This is a genomic window from Streptomyces sp. SLBN-8D4 (genome assembly GCF_049739545.1).
GTDB lineage: Bacteria > Actinomycetota > Actinomycetes > Streptomycetales > Streptomycetaceae > Streptomyces > Streptomyces canus_C.
The window spans coordinates 2,188,910-2,208,665 of sequence record NZ_JBMGQC010000001.1; the positions used below are offsets into that span (position 1 = coordinate 2,188,910).

Genomic DNA, 19,756 nt, shown 5'->3' on the forward strand with positions numbered 1-19,756 from the left:
CCGAAGAGACGGGAAACAGTGAAATGTCACACTTCACCGAGAGGGAATCCGTATGACCACCACCGACCTCCGCCCCTGGCGCGGTGTCCTCGTCGCCACCGCCCTCCCGCTGAACGACGACCTGACCGTGAACTACGACCGGTACGCCGAGCACTGCGCCTGGCTGGTCGAGAACGGCTGCGACGGCGTCGTACCGAACGGCTCGCTCGGCGAGTACCAGGTGCTCACGCCCGAGGAGCGGGCCAAGGTCGTGGAGACGGCCGTGGCCGCGATCGGCGGTCAGCGGGTGATGCCGGGTGTCGCCGCGTACGGCTCGGCGGAGTCGCGCCGCTGGGCCGAGCAGGCGCGCGACGCGGGCTGTGCGTCCGTGATGCTGCTGCCGCCCAACGCCTACCGCGCCGACGAGCGGTCGGTGCTCGCGCACTACGCCGAGGTCGCGAAGGCGGGCCTGCCGATCGTGGCGTACAACAACCCCATCGACACCAAGGTCGACCTGGTGCCCGAGCTGCTGGCCAAGCTGCACGCCGAGGGGTGGATCCGGGCGGTCAAGGAGTTCTCCGGTGACGTCCGGCGCGCCTATCAGCTGGCCGAACTCGCACCCGAACTCGACCTGCTGATCGGCGCCGACGACGTCCTGCTGGAGCTGGCGCTCGCCGGGGCGAAGGGCTGGGTGGCCGGGTACCCGAACGCGCTGCCCAGGTCGTCGGTCGAGCTGTACCGGGCCGCCGTCGGCGGCGACCTCGCCACCGCGAAGAAGCTGTACGAGCAGCTGCACCCGCTGCTGCGCTGGGACTCCAGGGTCGAGTTCGTGCAGGCGATCAAATTGTCCATGGACCTCGTGGGCCGCCACGGCGGAAGGTGCCGGCCGCCGCGGGTCCCGCTGCTGCCCGAGCAGGAGGCCGTCGTGCGGGCCGCGACCGAGAGGGCGCTCGCGGCCGGGCTCGTGTGAGCCTCGAACCGTCCCTCCGACCACCAGGAGCGTCATGCGCAGCAAACTCGTCCTGCACGCCGTCGACTCGCACACCGAGGGCATGCCCACCCGCGTGATCACCGGCGGGATCGGCACGATCCCCGGCGCGACCATGAACGAGCGGCGGCTGTACTTCCGTGAGCACCGCGACGACATCAAGCAGCTCCTGATGAACGAACCGCGCGGGCACGCGGCGATGAGCGGCGCGATCCTCCAGCCGCCGACCCGCCCGGACTGCGACTGGGGGGTCGTCTACATCGAGGTCTCGGGCTATCTGCCGATGTGCGGGCACGGCACGATCGGCGTGGCGACCGTGCTGGTGGAGACCGGGATGGTCGAGGTCGTGGAGCCGGTCACCACGATCCGGCTCGACACCCCGGCGGGCCTGGTGATCGCCGAGGTCGCGGTGGAGGACGGCCGGGCGAAGAACGTCACGCTCCAGAACGTGCCCTCGTTCTCCGTCGCCCTGGACCGCAAGATCGCACTGGCCGACGGGCGGACGGTGACATACGACCTGGCGTACGGCGGCAACTTCTACGCCATCCTGCCGCTGGAGGAGTTCGGGCTGCCCTTCGACCGGGCCCGGAAGGACGACATCCTGAAGGCGGGGCTGTCCCTCATGGCGGCGATCAACGCCGAGGAGGAGCCCGTCCACCCGGAGGATCCGTCCATCCGCGGCTGTCACCACGTCCATCTGATCGCGCCCGGTGCCACCGCCCGGCATTCACGGCACGCGATGGCCATCCACCCCGGCTGGTTCGACCGGTCCCCCTGCGGCACCGGCACCAGTGCGCGCATGGCCCAGTTGCACGCGCGCGGTGAACTCCCGCTGCACACCGAGTTCGTGAACGAGTCCTTCATCGGGACGCGGTTCACGGGCCGGCTCCTCGGCACGACCGAGGTGGCGGGCCGTCCCGCCGTGCTGCCCAGCTTCACCGGGCGCGCGTGGATCACCGGCACGGCCCAGTACCTGCTCGACCCGACCGATCCGTTCCCGGCGGGATTCGTCCTGTGAGCCCTGAGGGCGTCGAGGATAATGCCGGGTGCCGCGTGACATTGCACCACTAGGAGATGCCCCTCATGGCCGCCCAGCGATCCAGCACCCCCGCTCTTCCCGTGCTCGGCGGAAAGAAGAGCAGCTACCGGGAGCGGGTCGCCGATGCCCTGCGGGCCGCGCTGATCGCGGGCGAACTCCTCCCGGGTCAGGTGTACTCGGCGCCCGCGCTCGCCGCCCGCTTCGGTGTGTCGGCCACGCCCGTGCGCGAGGCCATGCTCGACCTCGCCAAGGAGGGCCTGGTCGACACCGTCCCCAACAAGGGGTTCCGGGTCACCGCGGTCTCCGAGAAGCAGCTCGACGAGTACACCCACATCCGCTCACTCATCGAGATCCCCACCGTGGTGGAGCTGGCCTCGACCGCCGACCCGGTCTCCCTGGAGGCGCTGCGTCCGGCCGCCCGGGAGATCGTCCAGGCGGCGGTGTCCGGCGACCTGATCGCGTACGTCGAGGCCGACACCCGCTTCCACCTCGGCCTGCTCGCCCTCGCGGGCAACACCCACCTGGTCGAGGTGGTCGGCGACCTCCGCAAGCGGTCACGTCTCTACGGCCTCACCCCGCTGGTGAAGTCCGGCCGCCTGCTGGCCTCAGCCGAGGAGCACCTCGAACTCCTCGACGCGCTGATCGCCCGCGACGAGAGGGCGGTGCACGAGGTCATGACCCGGCACATCGGGCACGTCCGGGGGTTGTGGGCCGCCAAGTAGGCCAGGGAGGCACGAACTGATTTCCGGTCAGGACTTGGCACACTCCTGCCCGTTGAGGGAGAAGTCGTAGGCCGGGGCGTTCTTGCTCTGCCAGGAGGCAAGGAATCCGAAAGAGAGCGAACCGTCCGCGGCGACCGACTTGTTGTAGGAGGCGGCGGTCGCGGTGACCTTCGAGCCGCTCTGGGTGAAGTTCGCGTCCCACATCTGCGTCACCTTCTGGCCGTCCTTGAAGGACCAGGTGACCCGCCAGTCGTCGAGCGCCTCGGTGGTGGTGAGGGTGACCTCGGCCTGGAAGCCGTCGGGCCACTGGTTGACGAGGGAGTACTCGAAGCGGCAGGCCGGTGCGGCGCTCTCGCCGGGCTCCGGCTCCTCGGCGCCCGCGGAGGAGGTGCCCTGGGGTTCCGGGTCGGAGTTCGTCGCCCCCGTGGACTCCGACGGGTTCCCCGTGGGCGTGGGCGTCCCGGAGGGCCGCGCCGAGCCGGGCGCGCGCGAGGTGGCGGCGGGGGCGGAGTAGGTGGGGTTGGCCACCGGCTGGCCCTCGGCGCTGGTGCCGGGCCCCGCGGCACCGTGCTTCATGTCGTCGCCCGGCATCATCGAGACCGCGAGGGCGAGCAGGGAGACGAGGACGGCGGCGACGAGCAGCCCGTTGCGCGCCACCTTCGCCTTGTGGGCGCCGGGGTTGGGGGGCCCGCTCTCCAGGGCGAGCGGGCCCCCGGCGCCAAGACGCACCTCGGCGGCCCGGCGGCGGCGCTCCAGATAGGCGAGCCCGCCCCAGCCGATCACCCCGCCCGCGAGGGCCGCGGGCAGCCCGCCGCCGTGCAGTCGAAGACAGGCGGCGGCCTCCGCGCACTGCTGGCACCGCGCGAGATGGCGTGAGAGGTCGGCCGGGGCCTCACCGGAGGTGGAGCGGGTGACGGCGTCCAGCAGCCGTGCGTAACTGCGGCACTGTGCGTCCATCGGCATGTCGAGGTGGTTGCGGTGGCTGCGGTCCCGGAACAGGCCGCGCACCTGGGCGAGTTCTTCGCCCACGGTGGCGGGGTCCAGGCCGAGCCGACGGGCCACCACGGGCAGCGGCAGCGCCTCCACCTCGGCCAGCCACAGCAGTTCGGCGTCCGCCGCCTGCAGATCGCGCAGTCCGCGCAGGGCGATGGGGCGCTGCAGCGGCGGGCCGGTGTAGCGGGCGGCCTTGTCGGAGTTGAGCCACAGCCGCAGATCGGGGTCGAGTCGGTGGCCGAGGTCCTGCGTCTCCCAGTCGGCCGCGGTGGTGCGAACGGCCGTGAGCAGCAGAGGTATCCGGGGCAGCCGGGCCGGACGGCGGCCGGCACCGCGGACGGCGGCCTCCGCCTCCCGGGCCTCCCGCATGCCGAGGGCGAACGCCTCCGTGGCCAGTTCGCCGGCGGCGGTGGAGCCGGCCGTGCACAGATCGGCGTACGACAGCACGGCATCCCAGCACTCGGAGAACAGCGCGGCCTCGGCGGCGTCCTGGGGGGTCGGCAGGTCGGGCATGGGTCTCCTGCATCCAAAGCGAGGTCAACTCGCCATACTGGCAAAGGAGTTGGGGGGAACCTCGCGGCAGGACAGGAGCCTTTCACGTCTCCCACACAACTGACAAGCAGGCTATTGAAATCGGTTACCGAGGGTTCGGTCCACTCCCCCACGGCATATTGCCGCGCGGAGTCACGCCCTTGTGTACGGACCGGAAGCCGGAACGTATCAATCCCGCCACACAGGAACCAGCCGTAACGCGGAATCAGGACGACTGGAAGCCCGACGGGATTCGGCGCCGGTCAGTCCACGGCAGGAACCGGTCGAGGCCGAGGTCCGCCCTCGCACGCGGGGCGCACCTCGGCCTCGGCCGCTTCCGGAGCCGTCAGACCTCGGCCGCCTCGGCCGCCTCGGCCGGTTCCGGGGCCGCCGGAAGGCTGTCCATGAAGGAGCTCACCGAGAACACGGCACGGCCGGGTCCGGGCGGGCCGTAGCCGGGGGGCGAGGAGAGACCGAAGTCGTCCATGGTCTGGCGGTAGGCCTGGAGCAGCCGGATGTGGTACTCCAGCGGCGCGCCCTGCGGGTTGGCCTTGCCGAGCGGAGTCGTCGGCTCGGGGCACCAGGTGGTGAAGCGGGGGGTGATGCCGTGCGACATGAAGAACCGCAGGCCCTCGGTGGTGGAGGCGATGGCCTCGTCGACCGTCGTGAAGCCGAAGGGCTCGGCCATCTCCACGCCCGCCACGAAGTTGGGGATCACATTGCGCGGCCCGAAGACGTCCGCCGAGTCCAGGATCCGCTTGTGCCACTCGTCCCGGCCGACATAGCGCTCCTTGCCCGGGCAGTACATCTTGAAGAGGTACTCGTCCCACACCTCGTAGTTGGGGTGGTAGATCTGCACGCCGTAGTCCTTGAACCGCTGCACGTCGTCCTTCGGCAGCGCCTGGGCGACGACCTTGCCGATCCAGCGGTTCGGGAAGTGCTCCTCGATGGCCTTGGCGTACATGCCGTAGAAGTCGGCCTCGTCACGGCCCTGGAGCTTGGAGGTGATGGCACCGCCGGTCAGGGTGTAGGCGGTCGACGCCTTCGCCGTGTCGTAGCGGTCGATGATCTCCAGGGCTTCAAGGACCTCGTCGACGTCCTTCACCCCGGTGTACGGCCGCCCGGCCGCCTTGTGCTGGCGCCAGTTGTGGTTGATGTCGCAGTACTGGCACTCCTCCTTGGCGCCGAAGTACTGGCAGACCCGGAAGACGGTCAGGTAGATCAGGTAGCCCCACTGGATGGTCGGGGCGACCTCCATGACGGACTTCCCGCTGGAGAGCTTGTGCCGGTAGTACTCCGGCATCGGCGGCACACCCACGTCGGCGATCCGCTTGCCGTCGAGGTAGAGCCCGAGCATGCCGGAGTCGTCGGCTGCCACGCGGTAGGGCGAGGCGGGGTTCACCCGCACCGACACCACGGTCCGCCTGAGGTCGTACGGCCCGCCGGTGAGGATGATCTCCTCCGGCGGGCGGCGCAGCGCGGCCTCGCCCAGCTCCGGCAGGGTGCCGTGGTCGAAGGAGAAGATGAAGTACGACTTCGGCTTCACCTCACCGGACTCGTTGTCGCTGAGGGCTGACGGGTCGAAGGCCACGCCACCTCGCAGCAGGTCCTCCTTGAAGACGGCTTCCCGCGGAACCTGCGGAAACCGCTCCATCAGATCTTCGACCAGCGCGGTACGGCTGCCCATCCCGTGTCTCCTCCCGGATCGGACGTACGACTCCTCACGGTATGCCCTCGCTCGGACATCATCCGTGCCGGGTCCCCTCACGGCGTGCGATGTGGGGCGGTATGGGCGTTTCCGGAGACAGTGTCAGGTCCGGAACCGGCGTGCCCCACGCCGAGGTGAGCGGAAGAACACCGGCCCACAGCCCCAGCTCGGCGTCGGGTCCGTCGCCGTCGTCGGGCGCGCCGGTACGGATCTTGACGGAGGCCTCGTCGAGGCGGAGGGCCAGCAGGGAGCTGGCCGCCAGCTCCTTCCGGCTGGGCTGCCGGGCGTACGACCACTGTCCGGGCGTCGCGTGTTCGGTCAGCAGGCGCAGGCCCGCCAGCTTCTCCTGCGGGTCGGTCACCTTGCGGGCCTCGCCGTGGATCACGGCGCTGCGGTAGTTGACGCCGTGCTCGAAGACGGACCGCGCCAGGACCAGCCCGTCGACGTGCGTGACGGTGACACAGACCGGCACACCGCCGGCGAGGCTGCGACTGGCGACCGAGCCGTGCACGTAGAGCTGCCGCTCGTCCCGCCCGTACACCGTGGGCACGACCAGCGGCCGCCCCTCGACCACGACCCCGAGATGGCAGACGAACCCCGCGTCGAGGATCGCCTCCAGGTCGGCCCGGTCCAGACTGCCCTGCTCGCGCAAGCGCCGGTGGCGGGTGAGGTCGGTCTCGGGAAGCCGCTCGTGAACCATGAACCAGGACGCTACTGATTCGGCGGTTCCGATACCAGTATCCAGCCCGTCTGGACTGTGAATTAGCCGAAGAACAACGAAATCCGTAGCTCAGGCCGTCCGCTCCAGCTCGGCGTAGTCCACCGGAAACGCGAGCCCCGTCCCGGACACCACCCGCTCCGCCTCTTCGGCGACCGCCAGCCCCAGCCGCGCCAGCTCGTTGCCCTGTGAGCCCGCGAGGTGCGGGGTGACGAAGGCGCCCGGAAGGTCGTGGAGGGGGGAGTCGGCGGGCAGCGGCTCCGGGTCGGTGACATCGAGGACCGCGGACAGGCGGCCGGTGCGCAGTTCGTCCACGAGGGCGTCCGTGTCGACCAGGCTCCCCCGCGCGGTGTTGATCAGGACCCCTCCGTCCGGCATCAGGGCCAGTTCGCGACGGCCGATCAGGTGCCGGGTCTCGGGGGTCTCCGGGGCGTGCACGGTCACGATCTCCGAGGTGCGCAGCAGGTCGTCCAGCAACGTCAAGGGGACGCCCAGCTCCGCGGCCCCCGCCTCGTCGACGTACGGGTCGCTCAGGCTCACCGAAAGGTCGAACGGCCGCAGCAGCTCGATCACCTTCCGCCCGATCCGGGACGCCCCGATCACCCCGACCCGCCGCCCGTGGTTGCCGATGCCGGGCACGACCCCCCAGCCGGGAGCGGCCCGCTCGGCACGCAGCCGCTCGCGGCGCACGAGGACGTCCTTGCCGGCGAGCAGGATCATGGCGAGCGTGTACTCGGCGACGGGCACCGCGTTGGCCTCCGCCGCCGAGGACACGGCGATCCCGCGCCGCCAGATCTCGGGGGTGGCGAAGCCCTTGACCGACCCGGCCGAGTGCAGGACGGCCCGGAGCTTCGGGGCCGCGTCAAGGACTGCCGTGCCCAGACGGGGGCAGCCCCAGCCGGTCACGAGGATCTCGGTGCGGGCCAGGACGTCCGCGAAGGCCGGGTCGGTGAGATCCTCGGCCACCAGAGCGGGGTCGATGTCCACCCACTCCCGCAGTCGCGCCAGCACCTCGGGCGGGAAGACGAGCGGCACGTTCTCGGCGGTCATGGCGAACAGCGCCTTAGGTCGCTCGGGCAAGGTGATGGCCCTCCATACCTGCGGAAAGGTTGTAGAAAACGCTCTCTACGGTAGGCCCCGACAAATGAGAGGGTCAACGCATACACACTCCCGGGAGGAACGACGGACATGTCGGAGACGATCACCAACTGGGCGGGGAACATCACCTACTCCGCCAAGGAACTGCACCGGCCCCGCTCGCTCGACGGGCTCGCCGCCCTGGTCGCGGACAGCGCGCGCGTGCGGGTGCTCGGCAGCGGGCACTCCTTCAACGAGATCGCCGAGCCGGGCCCGGAGGGCGTCCTGCTGTCGATCGCCGACCTGCCGCCGGTGATCGACGTGGACACCGAGGCCCGTACCGTCCGGGTCTCGGGCGGCGTCCGGTACGCCGAACTGGCCCGCACGGTCCACGCCCGCGGCCTCGCGCTGCCCAACATGGCCTCGCTGCCGCACATCTCGGTGGCCGGCTCGGTGGCGACCGGCACCCACGGCTCGGGCGTCGGCAACGGTCCGCTCGCGTCGGCCGTGCGTGAGGTGGAGCTGGTCACCGCGGACGGCTCCCTGCTGACCATCGGCCGCGGCGACCCGCGTTTCGGCGGCGCGGTCACCTCCCTGGGGGCGCTCGGTGTCGTCACCGCGCTCACCCTGGACCTCGTGCCGTCCTTCGACGTGGAGCAGCACGTCTTCACCGAACTTCCCCTCGCCGGGCTGGACTCGGCGGCCTTCGGGACGGTCATGTCGACGGCGTACAGCGTCAGCCTGTTCACCGACTGGGGCGCGCCGGGCTTCCGGCAGGTCTGGGTCAAGCGGCGGACGGACCAGCCCCTCGCCGACTTCCCGTGGGCCGCGCCCGCCACCGAGAAGATGCATCCGGTGCCGGGCATGCCCACCGTCAACTGCACCGAGCAGTTCGGGGTGCCGGGGCCCTGGCACGACCGACTGCCGCACTTCCGGGCCGAGTTCACGCCGAGCAGCGGGGCCGAACTCCAGTCGGAGTACCTGCTGCCGCGCGCGTCCGCCGTCGAGGCGCTGCACGCGGTGGACGCCGTCCGGGAGACGGTCGCCGGGGTGCTCCAGATCTGCGAGGTGCGGACCGTGGCCGCCGACGAGCAGTGGCTGAGCCCCTCCTGCGGCCGGGACACCGTCGCCCTGCACTTCACCTGGATCGAGGACACCGCGGCCGTCCTCCCGGTGGTGCGCCAACTGGAGCAGGCACTGGATCCCTTCGACGCTCGGCCGCACTGGGGGAAGGTCTTCACCACGCCTACGAACGTGCTGCGCGAGCGCTACCCGCGCCTCGGCGACTTCCGGAAGCTGGCGCGTGAGCTGGACCCCGAGGCAAAATTCGCCAACGCCTTCGTGCGGGCCGTACTCGCCGACTGACTTTATAAAGCCCCTTTCCTAACCCCTTGTACAAAGTCCCTCGCTGCCCATAGCCTTGCGCCGCGCCGGTGCCACTGTCGTCCCGGCATGAGCGAAGGGATGGGGCAGGCCCGGTGAAGCGCACATCACGCGACATCCGCACCGCGAACCGCTACGAGGTGTTGCGCCAGATCATCGCCGAGTCGCCCACCTCCCGGCAGGAGCTGGCGGCTGCCACCGGACTGAGCCTGGCCACGGTCGCCACGCTCGTGGGCGAGCTGCTCGACCTCCGGATGATCACGGAGGTCGGGTTCGAGGAGTCGGCCGGCGGGCGTCCGAGGGGCCTCGTGGCGGTCAACGCGTCGGGGGGCGCGTTGATCGGCGTGGACATCGCGGAGACGTACGTCCACGTCGAACTGTTCGACCTCGCGCTGAACGTCCTGGCCCGCGCCGAGGAGGACGTCCACCCCGGCGAGAGCCTCCCCGAGCAGGTGGTCGGCCATGTCGCCGCCGCCGTCGGCTCGGTGGTCACGCAGGCCGGGATCGAGGGCGCCCGGGTGCTCGGGGTGGGCGTGAGCGTGCCGGGGCAGGTGGACCGCGCGACCGGCATCTCGGAGTACGCGCCCAACTGGGACTGGCACGACGTGCCGCTGGTCGACCTGCTCTCCGAGTACATCGCCTACCCCCTCTACCTGGACAACCCGCTGCGTGCCGTCGCCGTGGCCGAGCTGTGGTTCGGGGCCGCGCGCGGGAGCGGGAACGCCGTGGTGGTCACCCTCGGGACCGGCGTGGGCGCCGGGCTCGTCCTGGGCGGCGCACTGCACCGGGGCGTGTCCAACAGCGCCGGCGAGTGGGGCCACAACACGATCGTCCTGGACGGACGCCTGTGCCGCTGCGGCAACCACGGCTGTGTGGAGACGTATGTGGGCGCGCCCGGGATCATGCTGAACCTGCGGGAGCTGAGCCCCGACAGCGAGCTGCTGCACCCGGGCGACCAGACGGCGACGGTCGACGCGCTGGCCCGGGGGATGCGCACCGGGGACCCGGTGGCGGTCGAGGTCGTCCGGCACACCGCCCGTTATCTGGGCGCCTCCATCGCGCACCTGGTCAACCTGTTCAACCCGGAGGTGGTCGTGCTCAGCAGCTGGGTCGCGGCCGCCCTCGGCGAGCCCCTGGTCGCGGAGGTGCGCAAGGCCGTCGCCCGGCACGCGCTGCCCCGGCCGATGGCCGCCACCGAGATCGTCCTCTCCCCGATCCCGACGGACCCGGCGTGCCTGGGCGCGGCGACGTTCGCGCTCGAAGGGGCGCTCCAGTCGGTCGGGCAGAGGTCCGCGAAACGCACCGCCCCCGCACGCCCGAAGGCGCACGACCCCCGCTAGGAGCCGTACCGCACCACCTTCATGACGACGGAAGGGATGCACGTGTCTGACCCCCACCGCAAGAGATCGGCCCTGCTGACAGCCGCAGCCGCGTTCGCTGTCGCGGGACCGCTGATATCCGCTCCGCCGGCGTCGGCCGCCACCCCCACGGTGGCCGAAGTCTCCCCGCACGCCGCCCAGACCATCGACAACATCGGTGCCTCGGGCGCCTGGTGGGTCAACGACCTGAAGAACTTCGACCCGAAGGTCCAGGCCCGGGTGTCCAGGCTGCTGTTCTCCAAGGACGGCCTGGCGCTCAGCAGTTACCGCTACAACATCGGCGGGGGCGGCACCGGCGTGACCTACGCGCCGCGCGCCCCCGAGACCTTCGTGAACGACGACGGGTCCTACGACTGGAGCAAGGACAGGGCGGGCCGCACGTTCCTGTACGCGGCCGCCAAGTACGGCGTGAAGGACCTGATCGCCTTCGTCAACAGCGCGCCGGCGCAGTGGAAGACCAACGCCAAGAGCTGCGGCGGCTATCTGAAGGCGGAGAACACGCAGGACTACGCGAAGTACGTCGCCGACGTCACCGCCCACTTCGCCCAGCAGGGCGTGAGGTTCGACTACATCAGCCCGTTCAACGAGCCGACCAACAGCTTCGACGACTGCGGCCAGGAAGGCATGCTGGTCCCGGTCGACCAACGCGACGACATCGTACGGGCGTTGGGCGCCGAGCAGCGGGCCCGGCAGCAGCGGACCGGCATCATCGCGGACGAGTCCAGCAGCACGGTGAGCTTCAACACCGAGGTCCCGCAGTGGATCTCGCAGCCGGACACCGCCCAGTACGTCGACAAGCTCGCCCACCACACGTACAACAACCCGGGCGACGACCAGCGGGCGAAGATCTACGAGACGTCCAGGTCGGTCGGCAAGCAGTCCTGGTCCACGGAGATCTGCTGCTTCGGCAAGGGCGGCACGGGCTGGGCGCAGGAGTACGACCCCACGATCGACGGCGGTCTGAACCTCTCCCAGATCATCTACAAGGACTTCGCGACCGCGCACGACTCGGCGTTCCAGTGGTGGGTCGCCCTCTCGGAGCAGATCGGCTCCGACCCCCTCGCGAAGAACGACAAGGGCTGGAACGACGGTCTGATCTACTACGACCCGAACTACGCCGGCAACGGCAACCAGACCCTGTACTTCACCAAGCGCTACTACGCGCTCGGCCAGTACAGCAAGTTCGTCCGGCCGGGCTCGGTCGCGCACAACGTGACCGGCGTACCGGACGGCGTCGAGGTGTCGACGTACGACGACCACGGCAAGTGGGTGGCGGTGGTCAACAACCACAACACCACCGACACCGCGGTGAAGCTGCACTTCAACAGCAAGGCGCCGGTGCGCGCGAGCAAGGCCGTGCGGACCTCGGCGACCGAGAGCTGGGCGAACGTCGCGAAGCCGTCGGTCAAGGGCGGCACAGCCTCGGCGACCCTGCCGGCCCGGTCCATCACGACGTACGTCCTCGACCAGAAGGGCCACTCCGCGCTTTCGACGGTCACGGGGGCGCTCAAGGGCGAGCAGTCCGGCAAGTGCCTGACCGCGAACGCCTCGGGTGCCGTGATCACGACCTGCACGGGCGGGTCCGAGCAGGTGTGGTCGTACGACGCGAAGGGCCGCCTGAAGGGCGTGAACGGCTATCTGACAGCGGGGAGTTCGGGACTCACGACGAGCCCGGTGGCGACCCGTGACGGCAGCCAGCAATGGTTGCTGAACTCCAACGGCCAAGTCGTCCGCGAGGCGTCCGGCACCTGCCTGGACGTCGGCGGACAGGCGACGGCCGACGGCAGCAAGGTCGGCTTGTGGTCCTGCAACGGCGGGACCAACCAGGCCTGGTCCAGGCAGTAACAGGCAGTACTTGCAGGGGGTTGCGGGCCGCGGTGCGGCGGCCCGCAACCCCGAGACGTCCGGTATCCCGAACGCCGCACAACGCTTCGAGCAGACTTCGTCCAACCCCTTGCCGAAGCCTTAGCCGAAGGTTAACGTCCCGCACCGCAGGTCCATTTGAGCCACCTGGCACTGAGCCGCAGAGCCTTGGCACAGAGCCGCAGCCGTATTCGAGACAAGGACGTCAGCATGTCGGCATTGAGCAACAGCAACTGGGACCGTCGAAACGTTCTGCGAGCCGCGATGGGCCTGGCCGCCGCCGGCGGGCTGGCCGCGTGCGGCAGCAACAACGGCCGAGGCGGGAGCGGAGGGTCGGGAACCCAGCTCACCCAGATGTTCCACGCCTACGGCGAAGCGGGCACGGAGCAGGCGATCAAGCGGTACGCGAAGGCGTACAAGAAGGCCAACGTGACCACCAACTGGATCACCGGCAACACCTTCGAGGCCAAGCTCTTCTCGTCGCTGCTCACCAAGCAGGCGCCCGACGTCTTCGAGTTCCACCCGCAGATCCAGATGGTCAAGAGCGGGCAGGTCGCCGACCTGACCGACATCATCGACCCGGTCAAGGACGACTTCAACCCGGCCGACATCAAGTCGCACACGGTGGACGGCAAGATATACGGCGTCCGCATGATCGACGACCCGCAGTTCTTCTTCTACCGCAAGTCGATGCTGGAGAAGGCCAAGGTCGACGTGCCGACCACCCTCGACGAGTTGCTCGAGGCGGCGGAGAAGCTCACCACCAGCAAGGTCAAGGGCGTCTTCCTCGGCAACGACCTCACCCCGGCCATCAACCCGCTCCTCTGGTCGGCAGGCGCCGACACCCTCACGGCCGACAACAAGCCCGCCTTCCACACGGACGCGGTCGTCGCCGGCATGAAGCAGCTGCGCCAGCTGTTCACCAGCGGCAACCTGCTCCTTGACGCCCCGGCCGACTACTGGGACCCGTCCGCGATCAACCAGGGCCTGTGCGCCATCCAGTTCTGCGGCATGTGGGCGATGCCCGCCATGCAGAAGGCCCTCGGCGACGACCTCGGCGTCTTCCCCTTCCCCAAGGTCGGGGACAACGGCAAGCAGTCGGTCTACAACGGCGGCTGGTCGATGTTCGTCAACGCCAAGGGCAAGAACGTCGACGCGGCCAAGGAATACGTCAAGTGGCTGTGGATTGACCAGAAGCAGTACCAGGAGGACTGGGCCACCTCGTACGGCTTCCACATCCCGCCGCGCACCTCCATCGCGCAGTCCGCCACCAAGCTCAAGTCGGGCCTGCCGGCCGAGGGTGTCAAGCTCTTCAACGAGTTCGGGCACTTCGACAACATCGGCTGGACCCAGTCCATGATCACCGCCCTGACCGACGCGTTCACCAACAGCGTCCGCAAGAACGGCGACCCGAACGCCACGCTCGCCACCGCGGAGAAGAAGGTTAACGCCGAGCTCAAGAAGCTCTTCGGATAGGTCGACGGAGAAACCACGACATGTCGACCACCACCACGCGCGGGGTCGCCCAGCCCGCCCCGGCCCAGGCCTCACCGGCCCGGCCGCGGCGGGCCCTACGGGGCAACCCGACCTTCAACTTCTGGCTCTTCACCGGGCCGTTCCTCGTCGGCCTGGCGATCTTCGTCTTCGTGCCGATCGTCTGGAGCATCTGGCTCAGCTTCTTCGACGCACGCTTCACCGTGACGCCGAGCAAGTTCATCGGCTTCGACAACTACAAGAGCATGCTGACGAACTCCAACTTCACCGGTTCCCTGGTGACGTTCACGGTGTTCGCCGCGCTCATCGTGCCCCTCACCTGGGCCCTGTCCCTGGGCCTGGCCCTGCTGGTGCACCGGCTGCGCTTCATGCGGGCGTTCTTCCGGTCGGTGTTCTTCCTGCCGACCGCGGTCAGCTACGTCGCCGCCGCGCTGATCTGGAAGATGTCCATCTTCACCGGGGTCCGCTTCGGTCTGATGAACACGGTGCTCGGCTGGTTCGGCGTCGAGAACATCGCCTATCTGTCCGACCCGAACCCGCCCTGGTACTGGCTGGTCATCGTCACCGTACGGCTGTGGCTGCAGGCCGGTTTCTACATGATCCTGTTCCTGGCCGCGCTGCAGAACATCCCGGCGGAGCTGTACGAGGCGGCCGCGATCGACGGCGCCAAGCCCGGCTGGCAGACCTTCCGGTACATCACGCTGCCCCAGCTGCGTGCCACCTCCACCGCGGTGATCCTGCTCCTGCTCGTCGCCGCCTACCAGGCGTTCGACGAGTTCTTCAACATCATCTCGATCAAGGCGACCTGGGGTCAGACCCCGCTCATGGTCCTGTACAAGACAGCCCTCGGCGACAACCAGGACTACGGCGCGGGCAGCGCGGGCGCCGTCATCCTCACGGTGCTGATCTGCGCCGTCACGCTCCTCCAGGGCAAGTTCATGGGCTTCGGAAGGGGGGAGGACTCCAAGTGACCACCACCGCACCTCAGGTGGGCAAGGAGAGCCGCAAGAAGCGCGGCGCCGTCCTCGGCAACACGGGCCTGTACATCGCCGTCAGCGTCGCCGCCCTGCTCTTCCTGCTCCCCTTCTACCTGATCCTCCGCAACTCCCTCTCCACGGACCCGGAGATCACGGGCGAGAACTGGAAGCTGCTCCCCTCCTTCCAGTGGGGCAACATCAGCGAGCTGTTCGACGACCCGACGGTCGACTTCGCCAGGTCCATGTGGAACTCGACGGTGATCGCGGTGTCCATGACCGTCGGCACCCTGCTGATCTGCTCCCTGGCCGGCTACGGCCTCGCACGCATCCCCTACAAGCACGCCAACAAGGTCTTCTACGCCGTCCTCGCGACCCTGATGGTCCCGACGGCCGTGACCTTCGTCCCGAGCTTCGTGCTGGTCTCGTCGCTCGGCTGGATCGACACCTACCGCGGTCTGATCATCCCGGGCCTGTTCAGTGGTTTCACCTGCTTCCTGTTCCGGCAGTACTTCCTCGGGTTCCCCAAGGAACTGGAGGAAGCGGCACGCGTGGACGGGCTCGGCTACTGGGGCGCATACTGGCGCATTGTCGTACCCAACTCGCTGAACTTCTTCGCGGCGATGGCCACGATCACGTTCATCAGCGGCTGGAACGCCTTCCTGTGGCCGTTGGTCATCGGCCAGGACCCGAGCTCCTGGACCGTCCAGGTCGCACTGTCCTCCTTCATGACCAACCAGACCGTCAACTTCCACCTGATCTTCATGGCCACCGCCATTTCCATCCTGCCCCTGCTGTTCGTGTTCCTCTTCCTCCAGCGCTGGCTGGTCCAGGGAATCGCGCAGACCGGCATCAAGGGCTGACACCTTCTCTCAGGACCTGGAGACCGATGTCCTTCCGCACCACCAGCAGCGCTTTCGACTACGTCGAGGACGTGTCCCCGGGCAGCGGGGCCCTCCCGCCCCGCGCCTGGTACGCCTCCTCCGACGCGAAGGCCCTGCCCCTCGACGGCGCCTGGCGCTTCCGGCTGTCGGCGACCGCCGACGCCGAGGACGACTCCTTCGCCGAGGAGGGATACGACGCCGCCGGCTGGGCCGAGGTCACGGTCCCCGGGCACTGGGTCCTCCAGGGTGACGGCGCCTTCGGGCTGCCCGCCTACACCAACCACCTCTACCCCTTCCCGGTGAACCCGCCGCACGTCCCCACCGAGAACCCGACCGGGGACCACCTGCGCGTCTTCGACCTGCCGGAGGACTGGCCCGCTCTCTCCGAGGGAGGCGCCGTCATCCGGTTCGACGGTGTCGAGTCCTGCGCCCGGGTCTGGCTCAACGGCACGGACATCGGTGAGTTCAAGGGCTCCCGGCTCGCGCACGAGTTCGCGGTCGGCCATCTGCTGAAGCCGAAGGGCAACGTCCTCGCGGTCCGTGTGCACCAGTGGTCGGCCGGCTCCTACCTGGAGGACCAGGACCAGTGGTGGCTGCCGGGCATCTTCCGTGAGGTCACTCTGCTGCACCGCCCGGCGGGCAGCGTCCTGGACTTCTTCGTGCACGCCTCCTACGACCACCTCAGCGGCGAGGGCACCCTGCGCGTCGACTCCGACGTCGACGGGCGGGTGCTCGTCCCCGCGCTCGACATCGATGTCGCCACCGGTGAGTCCGTGACGGCCCTGGTGGCCCCGTGGAGCGCCGAGAGCCCCCGGCTCTACGACGGCGAACTGGTCACCGAGGGCGAGCGGGTCCCGCTGCGGATCGGTTTCCGTACGGTCGCGCTCGAGGACGGGCTGATCAAGGTCAACGGCAAGGCGATCCTGTTCAAGGGCGTCAACCGGCACGAGTGGCACCCGGAGAAGGGCCGCACCCTCGACCTCGCGACCATGCGCGAGGACGTGCTGCTGATGAAGCGGCACAACATCAACGCCGTGCGCACCTCGCACTACCCGCCGCACCCGGCCTTCCTGGACCTGTGCGACGAGTACGGTCTGTGGGTCATCGACGAGTGCGACCTGGAGACCCACGGCTTCACCGAGCAGGGCTGGCGGGACAACCCCGTCGACGACGACCGCTGGACCCCGGCCCTCCTGGACCGCGCGGCCCGCATGGTCGAGCGGGACAAGAACCACCCCTCGATCGTCTTCTGGTCGCTGGGCAACGAGGCCGGCACCGGCCGTGGTCTGACCGCGATGGCCGAGTGGATCCACGGCCGGGACCCCGAGCGGCTCGTCCACTACGAGGGCGACTGGAACTGCCGGGACACCGACGTCTACTCGCGCATGTACGCCACCCACGCCGAGGTCGAGCAGATCGGCAAAGAGCTGGACGGCGGCACGCTGGGGCGCCGCGGGCTGCCGTTCATCCAGTGCGAGTACGCCCACGCCATGGGCAACGGCCCCGGCGGTCTCGCCGACTACCAGGAGCTGTTCGAGAAGTACGACCGGCTCCAGGGCGGCTTCATCTGGGAGTGGATCGACCACGGCGTGCGGCACGCCGAGCTCGGCTACGCCTACGGCGGCGACTTCGGCGAGGAGCTGCACGACGGCAACTTCGTCTGCGACGGTCTGATCTTCCCGGACCGCACGCCCTCCCCCGGCCTGATCGAGTACAAGAAGGTCATCGAGCCCGTCCGCATCGAGGGCGCCGAGGGCACCGTACGCGTCACCAACAAGTACGACTTCGCCGACCTGTCCGCGCTCGCCTTCGAGTGGTCGTACCAGGTGGACGGCGAGACGGTCGAGGCCGGCACGCTGTCGGTGCCCGCGCTGGCGCCCGGTGAGTCGGCGGACCTGAAGCTGCCGCAGCCGCCCGCGCACGAGGATGCGGAGGCGCAGTGGACCGTGCGGGCGCTGCTGGCGTCCGACACGGCCTGGGCGGCGAAGGGCCATGTCGTCGCGTGGGGCCAGCTGCCGGCCTCCTCGCCGGTACGACCCTCCGTCGCGGCCACCGACCGGCCGGTGCGCGGCGAGAAGCTGATCACCCTCGGCCCGGCGTCCTTCGACGGACGTACCGGCGCCCTCAAGGCGATCGGCGGGGTGGCCGTCGAGAACCCGCGGCTGGACGTCTGGCGGGCGACGACCGACAACGACGACGGCACGGAGTGGAGCTCCGGTATCCAGTACAGCGCGCTGTGGCGCACGCTGGGCCTGCACCGGATGCGGCACCGGCTGGACTCGGTCGAGCTCGGCGAGGACGCGCTGACCGTCCGGACCCGGGTGGCGCCCGCCGCCCGCGAGGTGGGCCTCGCGACCGTCTACCGCTGGACCTCGGACGGCGAGAAGCTGCGGCTGACGGTGTCCGTCGGCCCCGAGGGCGAGTGGACGCAGCCGCTGCCCCGGCTCGGCATCAGGCTCGGACTGGCCGAGGCCGACCAGGTGAAGTGGTTCGGCGGCGGGCCCGGCGAGGCCTACCCGGACACCAGGAAGGCGTCCATGGTCGGGCGCTGGCAGGCCAGTGTGGACGAGCTCCAGACGCCGTATCTGCGCCCGCAGGAGAACGGCGCCCGGGCCGACGTCCGCTGGGTGGAGCTCGGCGGGCTGCGGATCGAGGGGGACCCGGAGTTCTCCTTCACCGCCCGGCGCTGGACGACCGAGCAGCTGGACGCGGCGGCGCATCTGACGGATCTGCGGGCCGGTGACACGGTGTGGGTGAACCTCGACCACGGCCACCACGGAGTCGGCTCGCAGTCCTGCGGTCCCGGCCCCCTCCCGCAGTACCACCTGCGGGCCGAGCCGGCGGAGTTCTCGTTCGTCTTCTCGGTGAGCCATTAGTCCAATTCACCGGTGGATTAATCCATTGCCAGTGTGATCGGGATTCTGCGACGGTCATGGGGTACCCGCGGCCGGTCGGCCTTCCAAGCCGACCGGCCGCAACTCTTGTTCCCAACAAGGGAGTTCCCAGCGTGCCCGGAAGCATCGAGGTTCGCGGCCTGTCCCGCACCTTCCACACCACCGTCCGCCGCCCCGGCCTCGCGGGCACCCTGCGCTCCCTGGTCAACCCGGAGCGGGTCGCCAAGCACGCCGTCTCGGACATCACCTTCGACGTGGCGCCCGGCGAACTCCTCGCCCTGCTCGGCCCGAACGGCGCCGGCAAGTCCACCACCATCAAGATGCTCACCGGCATCCTCACGCCCACCGCCGGAGAAGCCAGGGTGGCGGGCGTGGTGCCGTACGAGGATCGCGAACGCAACGCCCGTAACATCGGCGCGGTGTTCGGGCAGCGCACCCAGCTGTGGTGGGACCTGCCGGTGCGCGAGTCGTTCTCGATCCTCCGGGACATCTACGAGGTCCCGAAGGCCGAACACGCCACGCGGCTCGCGGAGTTCGACAACATCCTGGAGCTGTCCACGTTCTGGGACACCCGGGTCCGCCATCTCTCCCTCGGCCAGCGGGTGCGCTGCGACCTGGCGGCCGCGCTGCTGCACGACCCGCCGGTCGTCTTCCTCGACGAGCCGACCATCGGCATGGACGTGGTGGTCAAGGAGCAGGTGCGGGAGTTCCTGCGCCACCAGGTGGAGGAGCGCGGCCGTACGGTCCTGCTGACCACCCACGACATGACCGAGGTCGAGCGGCTCGCCGAGCGGGTCGTCCTGATCAACCACGGCAGGCTCGTCCTCGACGGCAGCCTGGACGAGATCCGCCGCAAGTTCGGCTCGACGTGGCAGGTCCGGGCGACACTGGCCGACGCGCACACGGACGTCGTGCCGCTGCCGGGGATCGCGGTGCTGCGCAAGGAGGGCCCGCAGGTCGTCTTCGGCCCCGAGAGCCCCGACGGGCCGGACTCCCCCACCGTGCACCAGGCGCTCAAGGCGGTCATCGAGCGGTACGAGGTGACGGGCGTCGCCATCGACGAGGCCGACCTCGAAGACGTGATGCGGGCGGCCTACGTCCACGCGGAACCCGCGACCGAGGCGGTCTGA

15 protein-coding genes are annotated in these 19,756 nt (G+C 69.6%); 11 read left to right on the forward strand and 4 right to left on the reverse strand.

The annotated features are described in order from the left end of the window. Positions 1-52 precede the first annotated feature (52 nt). The 3 genes from RKD20_RS09775 to RKD20_RS09785 all read left to right on the forward strand — a co-directional run bounded on the left by RKD20_RS09775 (position 53) and on the right by RKD20_RS09785 (position 2,728). Complete coding sequence (locus RKD20_RS09775; protein ID WP_424877384.1) at positions 53-949, forward strand: dihydrodipicolinate synthase family protein; 897 nt, start codon at positions 53-55, stop codon at positions 947-949. Between the two features lie 34 nt (positions 950-983). Next, positions 984-1,985: a proline racemase family protein gene (locus tag RKD20_RS09780; RefSeq protein ID WP_424877385.1), complete on the forward strand. Its 1,002-nt coding sequence runs from the start codon at positions 984-986 to the stop codon at positions 1,983-1,985. A 65-nt stretch (positions 1,986-2,050) separates the two neighbouring features. Then, positions 2,051-2,728 (forward strand): GntR family transcriptional regulator, encoded by a 678-nt coding sequence (locus RKD20_RS09785; protein WP_020118951.1) that lies wholly within the window; start codon positions 2,051-2,053, stop codon positions 2,726-2,728. A 27-nt stretch (positions 2,729-2,755) separates the two neighbouring features. Here RKD20_RS09785 and RKD20_RS09790 read toward each other — a convergent pair whose 3' ends face one another. From RKD20_RS09790 to RKD20_RS09805, 4 genes are all read right to left on the reverse strand, one after another. Further along, positions 2,756-4,234, reverse strand: coding sequence for a cellulose binding domain-containing protein (locus tag RKD20_RS09790; protein WP_424877386.1), 1,479 nt, complete (start codon positions 4,232-4,234; stop codon positions 2,756-2,758). Between the two features lie 364 nt (positions 4,235-4,598). Next, positions 4,599-5,939, reverse strand: coding sequence for a radical SAM protein (locus RKD20_RS09795; RefSeq protein ID WP_424877387.1), 1,341 nt, complete (start codon positions 5,937-5,939; stop codon positions 4,599-4,601). 58 nt (positions 5,940-5,997) lie between these two features. After that, positions 5,998-6,660: a pyridoxamine 5'-phosphate oxidase family protein gene (locus tag RKD20_RS09800; RefSeq protein ID WP_424877388.1), complete on the reverse strand. Its 663-nt coding sequence runs from the start codon at positions 6,658-6,660 to the stop codon at positions 5,998-6,000. A gap of 90 nt (positions 6,661-6,750) precedes the next feature. Then, positions 6,751-7,758: a hydroxyacid dehydrogenase gene (locus RKD20_RS09805; RefSeq protein ID WP_424877389.1), complete on the reverse strand. Its 1,008-nt coding sequence runs from the start codon at positions 7,756-7,758 to the stop codon at positions 6,751-6,753. Positions 7,759-7,866: 108 nt separating this feature from the next. Between RKD20_RS09805 and RKD20_RS09810 the strand changes: the two genes are divergently transcribed. The 8 genes from RKD20_RS09810 to RKD20_RS09845 all read left to right on the forward strand — a co-directional run bounded on the left by RKD20_RS09810 (position 7,867) and on the right by RKD20_RS09845 (position 19,756). Beyond that, positions 7,867-9,120 (forward strand): FAD-binding protein, encoded by a 1,254-nt coding sequence (locus tag RKD20_RS09810; protein WP_424877390.1) that lies wholly within the window; start codon positions 7,867-7,869, stop codon positions 9,118-9,120. Between the two features lie 113 nt (positions 9,121-9,233). Beyond that, a complete protein-coding gene (locus RKD20_RS09815) occupies positions 9,234-10,478 on the forward strand; it encodes an ROK family transcriptional regulator (RefSeq protein WP_424877391.1) in 1,245 nt (414 codons plus the stop codon). 36 nt (positions 10,479-10,514) lie between these two features. Continuing rightward, positions 10,515-12,362, forward strand: a complete 1,848-nt coding sequence (locus tag RKD20_RS09820) for a glycoside hydrolase (RefSeq protein ID WP_424877392.1) — start codon at positions 10,515-10,517, stop codon at positions 12,360-12,362. Positions 12,363-12,590: 228 nt separating this feature from the next. Then, the gene (locus tag RKD20_RS09825; RefSeq protein ID WP_424877393.1) at positions 12,591-13,856 is read left to right on the forward strand and encodes an ABC transporter substrate-binding protein; all 1,266 of its coding nucleotides are present in this window, start codon (positions 12,591-12,593) and stop codon (positions 13,854-13,856) included. A 20-nt stretch (positions 13,857-13,876) separates the two neighbouring features. Beyond that, entirely contained in the window at positions 13,877-14,845 is a 969-nt protein-coding gene (locus RKD20_RS09830) for a carbohydrate ABC transporter permease (RefSeq protein WP_424877394.1), read from the forward strand. Then, a complete protein-coding gene (locus tag RKD20_RS09835) occupies positions 14,842-15,711 on the forward strand; it encodes a carbohydrate ABC transporter permease (protein ID WP_037721972.1) in 870 nt (289 codons plus the stop codon). Before RKD20_RS09830 ends, RKD20_RS09835 begins: the two co-directional genes overlap by 4 nt. Before the next feature lie 26 nt (positions 15,712-15,737). Beyond that, entirely contained in the window at positions 15,738-18,608 is a 2,871-nt protein-coding gene (locus tag RKD20_RS09840) for a glycoside hydrolase family 2 TIM barrel-domain containing protein (protein ID WP_424877395.1), read from the forward strand. A 131-nt stretch (positions 18,609-18,739) separates the two neighbouring features. Continuing rightward, on the forward strand, positions 18,740-19,756 hold the full coding sequence (locus RKD20_RS09845; RefSeq protein WP_424877396.1) for an ABC transporter ATP-binding protein: 1,017 nt from the start codon (positions 18,740-18,742) through the stop codon (positions 19,754-19,756).

What these genes read in the sequence shown, in the direction of transcription:
- RKD20_RS09775 (WP_424877384.1), top strand. Translation starts at nt 53, where the DNA reads ATGACCACCACCGACCTCCGCCCCTGGCGCGGTGTCCTCGTCGCCACC.
- RKD20_RS09785 (WP_020118951.1), top strand. Translation starts at nt 2,051, where the DNA reads ATGGCCGCCCAGCGATCCAGCACCCCCGCTCTTCCCGTGCTCGGCGGA.
- RKD20_RS09825 (WP_424877393.1), top strand. Translation starts at nt 12,591, where the DNA reads ATGTCGGCATTGAGCAACAGCAACTGGGACCGTCGAAACGTTCTGCGA.
- RKD20_RS09795 (WP_424877387.1), bottom strand. Translation starts at nt 5,939, where the DNA reads ATGGGCAGCCGTACCGCGCTGGTCGAAGATCTGATGGAGCGGTTTCCG.
- RKD20_RS09790 (WP_424877386.1), bottom strand. Translation starts at nt 4,234, where the DNA reads ATGCCCGACCTGCCGACCCCCCAGGACGCCGCCGAGGCCGCGCTGTTC.
- RKD20_RS09810 (WP_424877390.1), top strand. Translation starts at nt 7,867, where the DNA reads ATGTCGGAGACGATCACCAACTGGGCGGGGAACATCACCTACTCCGCC.
- RKD20_RS09780 (WP_424877385.1), top strand. Translation starts at nt 984, where the DNA reads ATGCGCAGCAAACTCGTCCTGCACGCCGTCGACTCGCACACCGAGGGC.
- RKD20_RS09840 (WP_424877395.1), top strand. Translation starts at nt 15,738, where the DNA reads ATGTCCTTCCGCACCACCAGCAGCGCTTTCGACTACGTCGAGGACGTG.
- RKD20_RS09830 (WP_424877394.1), top strand. Translation starts at nt 13,877, where the DNA reads ATGTCGACCACCACCACGCGCGGGGTCGCCCAGCCCGCCCCGGCCCAG.
- RKD20_RS09820 (WP_424877392.1), top strand. Translation starts at nt 10,515, where the DNA reads ATGCACGTGTCTGACCCCCACCGCAAGAGATCGGCCCTGCTGACAGCC.
- RKD20_RS09800 (WP_424877388.1), bottom strand. Translation starts at nt 6,660, where the DNA reads ATGGTTCACGAGCGGCTTCCCGAGACCGACCTCACCCGCCACCGGCGC.